Origin of the sequence: Pseudomonas putida (assembly GCF_002741075.1) — a bacterium.
Lineage (GTDB): Bacteria > Pseudomonadota > Gammaproteobacteria > Pseudomonadales > Pseudomonadaceae > Aquipseudomonas > Aquipseudomonas putida_T.
In genome coordinates this window covers 3,515,455-3,527,977 of the sequence record NZ_CP016634.1, presented here as the reverse complement: position 1 = coordinate 3,527,977, position 12,523 = coordinate 3,515,455, and the positions used below count along the sequence as shown (strand labels likewise).

6 protein-coding genes are annotated in these 12,523 nt (G+C 61.8%); all 6 read left to right on the top strand.

Annotated elements, in window-relative coordinates; all coding sequences use genetic code 11:
• Positions 1-8: 8 nt before the first annotated feature.
• Positions 9-1,118 carry a flagellar basal body P-ring protein FlgI gene (locus IEC33019_RS16510; protein WP_070092509.1) on the top strand — a complete coding sequence of 370 codons (1,110 nt, stop codon included), beginning with the start codon at positions 9-11 and terminating at the stop codon, positions 1,116-1,118.
• Positions 1,119-1,130: 12 nt separating this feature from the next.
• Positions 1,131-2,291, top strand: a complete 1,161-nt coding sequence (gene flgJ, locus IEC33019_RS16505; RefSeq protein WP_070092461.1) for a flagellar assembly peptidoglycan hydrolase FlgJ — start codon at positions 1,131-1,133, stop codon at positions 2,289-2,291.
• A gap of 12 nt (positions 2,292-2,303) precedes the next feature.
• On the top strand, positions 2,304-4,349 hold the full coding sequence (flgK, locus tag IEC33019_RS16500) for a flagellar hook-associated protein FlgK (protein WP_070092460.1): 2,046 nt from the start codon (positions 2,304-2,306) through the stop codon (positions 4,347-4,349).
• A gap of 13 nt (positions 4,350-4,362) precedes the next feature.
• A complete protein-coding gene (locus IEC33019_RS16495; protein ID WP_099593754.1) occupies positions 4,363-5,931 on the top strand; it encodes a flagellar hook-associated protein 3 in 1,569 nt (522 codons plus the stop codon).
• 73 nt (positions 5,932-6,004) lie between these two features.
• Positions 6,005-9,583: a glycosyltransferase gene (locus IEC33019_RS16490; protein ID WP_070092458.1), complete on the top strand. Its 3,579-nt coding sequence runs from the start codon at positions 6,005-6,007 to the stop codon at positions 9,581-9,583.
• 63 nt (positions 9,584-9,646) lie between these two features.
• Entirely contained in the window at positions 9,647-12,439 is a 2,793-nt protein-coding gene (locus IEC33019_RS16485) for a glycosyltransferase family 2 protein (RefSeq protein WP_070092457.1), read from the top strand.
• Positions 12,440-12,523: the final 84 nt, after the last annotated feature.

Below are 12,523 nucleotides of genomic sequence, written 5' to 3'. Positions count from 1 at the left end.
CAATGACCATGTTCAACGTAAGGCAGCTGATTGCCGCGACCCTGCTCCTGTCCTGTGCGTTCGGTGCCCATGCCGAGCGCCTGAAGGACATCGCCAGCATTTCTGGCGTGCGCACCAACCAATTGATCGGCTATGGCCTGGTGGTGGGGCTCAACGGTACGGGTGACCAGACCACCCAGACCCCGTTCACCCTGCAGACCTTCAACAACATGCTGTCGCAGTTCGGCATCAAGGTTCCGCCAGGGTCGGGCAACGTGCAGCTCAAGAACGTCGCAGCCGTGTCGGTGCACGCCGACCTGCCGGCGTTCGCCAAGCCTGGCCAGGTGGTGGACATTACCGTCTCCTCGATCGGTAACTCCAAGAGCCTGCGCGGCGGCAGCCTGTTGATGACGCCGCTCAAGGGTATCGACGGCAATGTCTACGCCGTTGCCCAGGGCAACCTGGTGGTCGGGGGCTTCGATGCCGAAGGCCGCGACGGCTCCAAGATCACCGTCAACGTTCCGTCGGCTGGCCGCATTCCTGGCGGTGCCACCGTCGAGCGCGCCGTGCCGAGCGGTTTCAACCAAGGCAACAGCCTCACGCTGAACCTGAACCGTCCGGACTTCACCACTGCCAAGCACATCGTCGACAAGATCAACGACATGCTCGGCCCAGGTGTTGCCCAGGCCGTCGACGGCGGTTCGGTGCGCGTCACTGCTCCCATGGACCCGAGCCAGCGCGTGGACTACCTGTCGATCCTCGAGAACCTGGAGATCGACCCGGGCCAGGCCGTGGCCAAGGTCATCATCAACTCGCGTACCGGCACCATCGTCATCGGCCAGAACGTCAAGGTCTCGCCGGCAGCGGTGACCCACGGCAGCCTGACCGTCACCATCACCGAAGATCCGATCGTCAGCCAGCCGGGGCCGTTCTCCAATGGTCAGACGGCCGTGGTGCCGCGCTCGCGGGTCAATGCCCAGCAGGAAGCCAAGCCGATGTTCAAGTTTGGCCCTGGCACCACCCTGGACGAGATCGTGCGTGCGGTGAACCAGGTGGGCGCGGCGCCCAGCGACCTGATGGCAATCCTCGAAGCCCTGAAGCAGGCCGGCGCCTTGCAAGCCGACCTGATCGTGATCTGAGGACGCCAGCCCATGAATTCCAAGAGCCTGGTTTCCGGACACGCCGACAGCGGCGCCTACACCGACCTCAATCGCCTGAGCTCGCTCAAGCATGGCGATCGCGACAGCGACGCCAACGTGCGCAAGGTGGCCCAGGAGTTCGAGTCGTTGTTCATCAGCGAGATGCTCAAGGCCTCGCGCAAAGCCAGCGACGTGCTGGCCGACGACAATCCGATGAACAGCGAGACGGTCAAGCAGTACCGGGACATGTACGACCAGCAGTTGGCCGTGAGCATGTCCCGCGAAGGCGGCGGCATCGGCCTGCAGGACGTGCTGGTGCGCCAGCTGTCCAAGAACAAGAGCGCACCGGTCAATACCAGCCCCTTCCCGCGTATCGAAGGGCATGCCCCGGCGTTGTGGGGTAGCAAGGTGGCAGAGCCGATGCACATCAGTGAGACGGCCGGCACCCGCAATGACGTGGCCGCGCTCAACTCGCGGCGCCTGGCACTGCCAGGCAAGCTGGCCGACCGTTTGCTGGCCGGCATCGTGCCGTCGGCGACCACTACCAATACTGCTGCCGTGCCGGCCCGTGAAGGTCAGCAGGTGGCCAGTGCTGCCCGTGCCTTCGCCGCGCCGGATGGCACGCGCATTCTCGGCCGTGCTGTGGCCCAGCCACCGCTGGCGCCGAAAAAGGCCTTCAATGATAGCGACGAGTTCGTCGCCACCATGCTGCCGATGGCCGAACAGGCCGCCAAGCGCATCGGTATCGACCCACGTTACCTGGTGGCCCAGGCTGCCCTGGAAACCGGTTGGGGCAAGTCGGTCATGCGCAATGCCGATGGCAGCAGCAGCCATAACCTGTTCGGCATCAAGGCCACCGGCAGTTGGCAGGGTGGGCAGGCGAGGGCGATCACCAGCGAGTTTCGTGGCGGGCAGTTCGTCAAGGAGACGGCGGCGTTCCGTTCCTACGACTCCTACCAGGACAGCTTCCATGACTTGGTCAGCCTGTTGCAGAACAACGCGCGCTATCAAGATGCGGTGAAGTCGGCCGATAACCCGGAACAGTTCGTGCGAGAGCTGCAGAAGGCCGGTTATGCCACCGACCCGAATTACGCCAGCAAGATCTCGCAGATCGCAAGACAGATGAAGTCGTACGAGAGCTACGCAATGCTCGGTACCACAACGAAACTTTAAGGGTTTGGAACCATGGCGAGTTTGATCAATATTGGCATGTCGGGCCTGGGCGCCGCGCAATCGGGGATGTACACCCTGGGTAACAACATCGCCAACGCCGATGTCGACAGTTATTCTCGCCAGCAGATCGTGCAGAAGACCAAGGGCTCGCAGCAGTATGGCCAGGTCTTCATCGGCAGTGGTACCACGCTGGCCGATGTGCGTCGGGTGTACAACGCCTTCCTGGAAAACCAGCTGCGCACCACCACTTCGCTGTCGAGCGACGCCGCTTCCTACCTGAACCAGATCACCCCGCTGGACACCGCCCTGTCGAGCGCCGATACCGGCATCACCGCCGCGCTCAAGAGCTTCTTCGGTGCCATGCAGGACGCCTCGGCCAAGCCCAACGAGGACGCCTCGCGCCAGTTGCTGCTGACCAGCGCCCAGACCCTGGCCAAGCGCTTCAACACCCTGTCGGCGCAGTTGAACCAGCAGAACACCAACATCAACACCAACATGGCCTCGATCGCTGACCAGGTGAACAAGCTCACCGCGACGATCGCCCAGTACAACGACCAGATCTCGCGGATCTCTGCGGTGCAGGGGCAGCCCAACGACCTGCTCGACCAGCGCGATGGCGCGGTGCGCGAGCTGACCGCGTTGGTCGGTGCCGACGTGGTGGAGCGGGAAGGCAACTACGATATCTACTTGAAAAACGGCCAGGCGCTGGTGCTGGGCAAGACCACCCAGACCCTGGGTGTCGAACCGAGCCAGACCGACCCGACCCGCATGAACCTGGTGCTCAATCGCGGCACCACCAAAATGGACATCACCAACAGCGTGAGCGGTGGTGAGCTCGGCGGCCTGATTCGCTACCGCAAGGAAACCCTCGACCCTGCGCTCAACGAGCTGGGGCGCGTGGCCCTGGTGGTGGCCGATGCCATCAACAGCCAACTGGCCCAAGGCATCGACAAGAACGGCGAGTTCGGCGCCATTCTGTTCGGCGACATCAACAGCGCCAAGGCCATGAGCGAGCGCAGTGTGCCCAAGCTGGGCAACAGCGCAGGCTCCGGCAACCTCGATGTGAACATCAAGGACACCGGCAAGCTGGGCACCAGCGACTACCAGGTGACCTTCACCAGCGCCACCGCCTACACCGTGCGCAAGCTGCCCGAAGGCACCGAGATGGGCTCGTACGATCTTACCGACGACCCAGCGCCGGTGATCGACGGCTTCACCCTGTCGCTCAAGGGCGGTGCGGTGAGCGCCGGTGACAGCTTCAAGATCACCCCGACCCGCAATGCGGCCGCGGGCATGGAATCGGTGCTCACCGACCCCAACCGCCTGGCCATGGCTGCTCCGCTGACCGGTACCAACGGTGCCGGCAACAAGGGCACCGGCGCGATCACGCCGCCGACCCTGACCTCCGAGCTGGACATCTACGACGCAGCCCAGCGTGCAGACCTGCAGACGGGCCTGAAGTACTCCACCCCGGTCAAGCTGGTGTTCGGGGACGACAGCACCTCGCCCCAGGCCTACACGATGTACGACGCCAAGGGCAACAACATCGGTAGCGGTACCATCATCCCCGGCCAGGAAAACAAGCTGCAGCTCTCGGTGCCGATGGTCGATGGCAGCGGCAACCCGATCATGGACGGCGCCACCCAGAAGACCTTCACCTTCGAGATGAGCGTTTCCGGCGCGCCGAAAAACGGTGACAACTTCACCGTGTCGCTGACCGGCGCGGGCTCTGCCGACAACCGCAATGCCCAGTCGGTGCTTGGACTGCAGACCAAGGGCACCGTGGGCGTTGGCGCCGACGGCAAGGGCATCAGCTTCACCGACGCTTATGCCAAGCTGGTGTCCAACGTCGGCGGCAAGACCGCCCAGGCCACCATGGACGGCAATGCCACCAACGCCCTGCAGCAGTCCGCGCTGGACGGCCGCAACTCGGTGTCGGGCGTGTCGGTCGACGAAGAGGTCGGCAACCTGGTCAAGTTCCAGCAGTACTACACCGCGTCGTCGCAGATCATCAAGGCGGCCCAGGAAACCTTCGCCACCTTGATCAACAGTCTTTAAGGAGCCGTAGACCGTGCGCATCTCCACTTCGCAGTTCTACAACACCAGCAGCGCCAACTACCAGCGCACCTTCTCCAACGTCAACAAGACGAGCCAGGAGGCCAGCGACTTCCTGCGCATCCGCACCGCCGCCGACGATCCGGTGGGCGCTGCGCGCCTGCTGCAGTTGGAGCAGCAGCAGAACATGCTGGAGCAGTACAGCGACAACATCGTCAACGTGCGCAATGCGTTGGGGACTGCCGAGAGCACGCTCAATGCCATTGGTACCATTTTGCAGCGGGTCAATGAGCTGGCGGTGAGTTCCGGTAACGGTGGCTTCACGGACTCCGACCGCAAGGCCAACGCCGATGAGCTGGCATCGTTGGAAGACCAGTTGTTCACGCTGATGAACAGCAAGGACGAGAACGGCAAGTACCTGTTCTCCGGTTCCAAGGGGGACACCCCGCCCTATGTGCGTAATGCCGACGGCACCTACACCTACCAGGGCGATCAGGGCAAATTGAATCTGCAAGTGGGCGACATGCTTAGCCTGGCGGCCAACGAGACCGGCTACGACGCGTTCGAGCAGGCGCTGAATACCAGCCGTAGCGAGACCCACCTGACAGTCCCTGCGATCGACGATGGACGTATCAGCCTGTCCAATGGTCAAGTTTCCGGTAGTGCGATCTACAACGACCGTTTCCGCAGTGGCGAGCCCTACAGCATCGAGTTCACCAGCAGCACTCAGTTTAAAATTCTCGATGCCAATGGCACCGATGTGACCCTGGAGGCCAGCCAGGGTGGAACCTTCAACCCTAACGGTGATAACAGCAGCATCAGCTTCCGTGGTGTCGACCTGCGCTTGAAGGTCACCTTCCAGCCAGGTGATGAGGCGAACCCGGATGCTGCCTTGGCCGGTCATACGTTCAGCCTGAGTTCCAAGGCTGACTCCATTGCCGGCACCCGTAGCCCGGGCAATACCTCTGGCGCCCAGATCACCGGTGCCAGTGTGAGCAATGACACCGCGTACAAGGCGGCGTTCCCAGGTGGTGGTGCAGTGCTCAAGTTCACCAGTGCTACGGATTTCGAGCTTTATGCGGCACCTGTTACTGCCGATAGCCGACCAATATCCAACGGCACGTTGAGCGGCACCACCGCGACAGCTGCCGGGGTGGACTTCGAACTCTCCGGCACGCCGAATGCCGGTGATTCGTTCGCAGTGAAGGTTGATACCCACCAGACCCAGAACGTGCTCGATACCATCGGGCAACTGCGCAAGGCATTGTCCACGCCGCAGGACAAGGATCCGGTGGCGCGTCAGAACTTCCTGGCGTCCCTGGATTCGGCGATTGGCAACATTGCCAGCGCGACCAACCAAGTTACGTCCTCCATCGCTTCTATTGGTGGTCGTGGCCAGGCGCTCGATGTGCAAGCGGAGACCAACGAGGCGCTGAGCACTGAAAACAAGAAGACCCAGAGCTCGATCCGTGAAAGCGATCCGGCGGAAGTGATGCTGCGCCTGGAAATGCAGAAGAACATGCTGCAGGCGTCGATGCAGTCCTACGCGAAGATCGCCGGGTTGTCGTTGGTCAACTACATCTGATTCTCTCTTCTCGCTTTCGCGCGCGTGCGCCAGTCAACCCTGGCGCATTGCCGGCCCCTCCAAGGTTTGCATCGTGAACGAACAACCTTTCGTCAGCATCGCCATCCCGGCTTTCAATGCTGAATTCTTCCGCAGCGCACTGGCCAGCGCGATCAGTCAGGACTATCCCAGCCTCGAGATCGTCATTTGCGACGACAGTTCGGGCGAGGAGATAAAGGCAATCACCGACCAGTTGGCCAAGGATGCCCGCTCACCCGTACGTTATCTGCGCAATGCCAGTCACCTTGGCTTTGCCCGAAACCTGCAAGCCTGCCTTGAACAATGTTCTGGGTCGCTTATCAAGTTCCTGTGTGACGATGACGTATTGCTTGCCGGTTGCATCCAGCGCCAGGCCGAGGTCATGGCCACTTGTGCTGACGTGAGCATGGTGACCAGCCAGCGCTTGCTCTGCGACGCCGACGAAAGCCTGTTGCCGTCGCGGGCGATCAACTGCGTGGTCTCGCCCGGTAACGCGGTGATGCGGGCAGGTGACCTGCTTGAGGTGATTGCCAGTAATGTCGCCAACCTGTTTGGTGGGATCAGCCATGCAATGTTCAGACGCGAGCAGGTCGAAGCGTTTCTCGCGGCTTTGGTTCAAGAGGGGCAAGGCTTTGCCGCGCGACTGGATCTGGCTCTGTATGTCTGCCTGCTGCGTCGGGGCCATTTGGCGTGCCTCAAGGATGTATTGAGTCTGGAGCGCGTGCATCCTGGCCAGCTCAGTCATCACGCCTCGATGCAATTGGCGTTCAAGAATGAGACCGACTGGTTGTCCCAGATGTTGGCTGCGCGCGCAGCTGAGCCCGCCCCGGCTGCCGGTTGGGTGCGTTACGTGACGATCGAGGACTATCAACAAGGCGACGACAAGGTCTGGCAGGAGTTTGAACTGCAATTGGCCTATGTCAGCCAGATCAGCAACTACCAGCAGCGGGTTGGTCTCAAAAGTCTGAGCTTCGCGGACGTCTACACCGAATGGCTGGAGTGTCGCAGCCTGTCAGCCGGGCAATTGCGCATGCTGCCCAAGCGTATGGAACGCTGGGCGGGCCGGCCACGCATCGTTCCGGTGATCTTGTCTGCGCAGGCGGATGAGCGTGCGCTGCGTACCACCCTGGAAAGCCTGGCAGTACAGTCTTATGCCCCTGATGAAGTCTGGGTCTTTACGGTAGCCGGATCGTCGGTAGCGGAAGTCCCAGGGCTAAAGGTTCGGCGCGAGACGATACACGGGCATGGGTTCGAGCAGATCAATCAACGTCTGTTGGCGGGTGAGGGTGGCGACTGGGTTTTTCTTCTGCAACCAGGCGACCTCCTGCACCCCCATGCGTTGGTCGTCATGGCTGAGCGCATGGCCGTGCAGACCGACCGTCTCTGTCTCTATGTCGATGAGGGTGCCTATGATGGTCGCGAATCCAGCGTGCCGGTGTTCAAGCCGGACTTCAACCTCGACCTGATGCGCAGCCTGCCCTATGTGGGGCGTTTGCTGGGCTTCAAGTGCGCTGCCCTGCGGGAGTTGGGCGGGTTTGTCGAATCGTTCGAATTGCTGGCACCTCATGATGTGCTCTGGCGCATGGTCGAAGCCAAGGGTCTGCATGTGGTCGAGCATGTGGCTGAGCTACTGGTGCAGTGCGGCCACACCTACGAAGACTGGATGCGTGACCCGGTCTGCGTGGCGCAGGCGCCGCGAGTGTTGGAGGCGCACCTGCAACGGTTGGGTGTCGCGGCGCAGGTACAGCCCGTCCATGGAAGCCCGATGTCTCGGGTGCAGTACCTGCATGAGGCCCTGCCGGGCGTTTCCATGCTTGTGGACGCCGGGGAGGATTTGCTGGCGCTGGTCCGTTGTGTCGAATCCATTTTCGAGCACACGGCTTATGGCAATTACGAAATATTGATCATCGCCACCGATCAGGCGCCTGCGCCGATACGCGACTGGCTGGCGGCGATGGAGCGGTTGGAAAGTGCCCAGCTGCGTATCGTCTGGAGCGATGCGTGCAGCAAGGGTGCTCGGCTGAACCAGGCCAGCGCCTTGGCGCGGGGTGACTATCTGTTATTGCTCGATGCCAATTGCATGGCCTTCGACAGCCCATGGCTCGATGAAATGGTGCGTCAGGCGCAACGGTCTGAGGTGGCAGTGGTGGGGCCGCGTCTGGTCAATGACGATGGCTGTGTCGTCGGTGCTGGCTTGGTTCTCGGGTTGCACGGGGCGGTGGGCTCGCCGTTTCTCGGTTTTGCAGCCACCACCAATGGCTACATGAGCCGTCTTCAGTTGGTACAGAATTGGAGCGCTGTCAGCCTGGACTGCCTGTTGGTGCGTCGCTCGGTCTTCGAAGAACTCGACGGTCTGGACTGTGCCTTATTGCAGGAGAGCCTGTTTGACGCCGATTTCTGCCTGCGTGTTCGTGACCAGGGTTATCTCGTGGTCTGGACACCGTTCGCCTCCCTGATACGGTTTGCAGCGGGAGAGTCGAGCGCGTCGGTCCAATGGCGCGAACATGATGAGGACGATTTCTATGCCCGCTGGCTCTCGCGAGTTGCCTGGGACCCGGCCTACAACCGCAACCTGAGCCTGACGGGCGCCAGCTTCATTCTCGAACCTGGCATGCGCACGGGGTGGGATCCGTTTGTCAGTCGTGTTCTGCCATCGGTTCTTGCCTTGCCGCTGAACACTTCGGCCGTGGGGCATTACCGGGTCACGCAACCGTTCAGCGAGCTGGAGCGCCTGGGCTGGATTCAGGGCAAGCTCAACTACGGTGCGCCAGGTGTGATCGAGCTGGAGCGGGAAAAACCGGATGTCGTTGTGGTGCAGTACCGTTACACCACCCGGTCGATCGAGGAGCTTGAGCGGATCAGGCGTTTTTCCAGCGCGCGTTGGGTATACGAGCTGGACGACTACATCCTCGATGTGCCGAAGAACAATGCGCACGCGCGCAACATGCCGAGCAACATGCGTGAACTGGTCGCTCGGGCGATCGACCTGTGTGATCGTGTGGTCGTGTCCACCCAGCCTCTGGCCGATGCGCTGGTGGGCATGCATGACGATATCCGCGTTGTGCCGAACATGCTCGCCGCCTCGCTTTGGCGTGGGTTGCGCAGTCGTCGGCAAACCTCGGTGCGGCCTCGTGTGGGTTGGGCGGGGGGCACGAGTCACCGTGGCGACCTTGAGCTGATCGTCGATGTCGTGAAGGCGTTGGCGGACGAGGTCGACTGGGTGTTCTTCGGTATGTGTCCCGATTTGCTGCGTCCCCACATCAAGGAGTTCCACAAGGGCGTGGCGTTATCGAGCTATCCGCAGAAGCTGGCCAGCCTTGATCTGGACCTCGCCTTGGCGCCGCTTGAGATCAACCTGTTCAATGACTGCAAGAGCAACCTGCGTTTGCTGGAGTATGGTGCCTGCGGTTTTCCAGTGATTTGCACCGACACCAAGGCGTACCAGGGTTATCTGCCCTGTACGCGGGTGGTTACCAACAGTGCCGAGGAATGGCTGGAGGCGATTCGCATGCACCTGGCCGACCCTGCGGCCAGCTACCGGCAGGGTGATGCATTGCGTGAAGCGGTATTGCGCGATTACGTACTGACCGAACACAACCTGCAACATTGGGCCAGCGGTTGGTTGGCTGATTGATGGGCCGGTGGTGGCGAGCCACGCTGCCAGGGCGAAGAGAATAACCGGAATGATGGGTGCGCCATGAATGAACAAGCAGTAGCAGACGTGTCATTGCAACGCGCTGTCAGCGTTGTATTGCTGGGCGGCAATGACCCTGCTTATCGAGCGCGCGCCGCAGCGTATTATGCCGAACAGGCCTGTGAGTGGCCGCTGCTCGAAGCCGCGCCGGACCAGCCATGGTCGGTCAGCTTGCAGTGCGCGCTCGAGCAGGTCGACACGCCGTATGTCCTGTTGGCCAAGGACACCGATTTCATCCTGCCTGATGCACTGGAAGCCGCCGTGGCGTGGTTGCAGGCGCATCCAAGTGAACAGTCGGCGCTTGGGTATGTGCTGGGGTACCGGCCGGGGAACAGCGTTGTGGACTATCACAAGGTCGGTGACGCCTACCAGGGTGATAGTACCGATGGCCCGCTCCAGCGTATTCGCCGCTTCGCCGAATGCGGTCAGCAGGCATGGCGCGCTGTGGTTCGTGTCGAGGCGCTCAGGGCGGTGCTGGGCAGCGTTCCCGCTGAGTTGTCTGGCGAGGGCTGGTTGGTCGGGTTGTCGTGCGCCTTGTTGCTGCACGGCTCGGTCAAGGTGCTGGAACATACGGCGGTGGTGAGCGAATGCCCGGCCCAGGTCATGGGCTCGGTGGCACGCGAAGAAACATTGGCTCATGTAACGCAGGCGCTGGTTCAATGGGATCACGAACAGAAGTCGTTGTGGTGCGATGACCAGGGCTTTGTGATCCTGCGAGAGTTCATTCACGCGACCTATGGCGGTGATGAGTTGCCGTTGCTGTTCACCTCGGCATGGGGCAGCGTGGTCGGTGATCCCGAGCGCCGTTTCGAGCCCCAGCAGTTCGTCGAGCTGCCGTACTACAACGCTCCCTTGTTCCGCCGGTTGTCGGGTCTTGAGTTCTTCATCCATGCCTGGCCGGTCGGGCAAACGCACATCAATGCCGTGGAGGGCACCTGGGTCCGCCAGCGTGACTTGCTGCACGTGCACCCCAACGATACCGATAAAAGTCTTCAGGAGCGCTATTGGCAAGCGCTTGTATTGAGCCTTTTCGACCCCGTCGTGTGCCGCCGCCTGGCGGACTCGCTGGTGGGGGAGGACATGGGGGATCAGGTGAGCGAGCTTAACGACTGGCTGGCGCGCTTGGACCGTGTGAAGGGTATCGACCTAGGCCAGCAACTGACTGCTACGCCCTCTGGGCGGGTGCTTCAGGCCCTGGCCGACGCCACTCCGGATGCAGCAGGCAGAAAGCGTATCATGCTGCACCTTGCCAAGCGCAAGGAGCCGCAACTGGCGTTCATTGTCCTCGACCTAGAGGATGATAACGCCGGCCTGCAGCGGACGTTCGACAGCATCCTGGCTAGCGGTGTGCGTGATTTCCGTCTTGTCGTGCTGAAGGTTGGCGCACTGCCCGCCATCACCACGGCGCGCGATACCTTGCACTTCATCAAAGTCACCGCCGCGAACGTGGTTTCGCACCTGAACCAGGTAGTGCGTCAGCTGTCCAGCGAGTGGATGCTGTTGCTGCAGGCGGGCGACGAGTTGACCGCCGGTGGCTTGCTGCGCTTGCGGGTAGAGCTGGTCGAAGCGCCGGGATGCCAAGCCATTTGTGGTAATGAGGTTCAGCGGGACACCGCTGGTCGGTTGGTCGGTATCTTGCGCCCTGGCGCTGATTTCGATCTGTTGCGTAGCCGTCCCGACCTGATGTCGCGGCACTGGTTGATGCGTCGTGAAACGGTGGTGGCCCTGGGGGGGTACAGCGAAACCTATCGTCATGCACTGGAATTCGACTTGCTGCTGCGCCTGGTCGAGGCTCAGGGGCTCGGTGGCCTGGCGCACCTGGACGAGTACCTGGTGATCGGACGGATGGCTGGGGAGGCGATGATGACGGATGCTTTGGCTACCCTCAACCGCCACATGACGCAACTGGGCTACCAGGGGGCGATCAGCGAAGGGGCTGGGCAGCGCCTGCATCTCGATTTTCGGCATACGGCGACGCCGTTGGTGAGCATTCTGCTGGTGGCCGATGCTGATATCGAGCAGCTCAAGGCTTCGCTGGCCAGCATCGTGCAGCGCACCCGCTACCCGCGTTATGAAGTACTGGTGGTCAGTGAGGCTCATGCCAGTGAGTACTTGATCGCACAGTTGGGGAGCGTTTCGGGAATTGGCAAGCGCGTGCGTCTGGTAACGAGTGAGCAGCCAGCCTCCTATGAGGCGCTGATCAATCTGGCGGTAACCCAGGCGCAGGGCGACTACCTGGTGTTGTTCGGTACTCATTGCCAGGTCATGACGCCGGCGTGGATCGGCTCGTTGCTCAATCAGGCGCAGCGCCCGGAGGTCGGGATCGTCGGTTGCCAGATGTATGACCTCGCAGGGGCAATCAGTCACGCCGGTTACGAGCTGTTGGACAACCAGAGTATCCATGCGAGCTGGCTCGGCCTGCCGGTCGATGCATTTGGGCGGGCCCTGGGGCTGGACGTCGTCCGTGGTGCCCAAGCTGTCTCGGGCAACGCCTTGATGGTCCGTCGGGATGTCTTCGAGCATTGTGGCGGCTTGTCCACGAACCTCGGGGCGGACATCGATTTGTGCCAGCAGGTCGCTCAGGCCGGCCTGTTGATACTCATGGCGCCGGACGCCAAGGTGCTCTGCCCGGTAGTGCCGGTAGTGAGTGATCAGGCGCGCGAGTACCTGGTTGCGCGCTGGCCTGCGGCGTTCAATCGTCGAGTGGCGGCAGATGCGCCAGAGGGGGTCGAGCAATCGCGTTCGGCCATGCCAGGACAGGCGATCCAGCTGGAATGGTTGCGTGAGCTGAGTTGATCTCGGCAGAGACAGAAGAACCGGGCCGTGGCCCGGTTTTTTTGTCTCTGGAGGCCGTCCTTGGTGGGGGCGGCCAAGTTGGCA

Excerpts from the sequence above, each read along its gene's own strand:
- IEC33019_RS16510 (WP_070092509.1), top strand. The coding sequence starts at position 9 with ATGTTCAACGTAAGGCAGCTGATTGCCGCGACCCTGCTCCTGTCCTGT.
- flgJ (WP_070092461.1), top strand. The coding sequence starts at position 1,131 with ATGAATTCCAAGAGCCTGGTTTCCGGACACGCCGACAGCGGCGCCTAC.
- flgK (WP_070092460.1), top strand. The coding sequence starts at position 2,304 with ATGGCGAGTTTGATCAATATTGGCATGTCGGGCCTGGGCGCCGCGCAA.
- IEC33019_RS16485 (WP_070092457.1), top strand. The coding sequence starts at position 9,647 with ATGAATGAACAAGCAGTAGCAGACGTGTCATTGCAACGCGCTGTCAGC.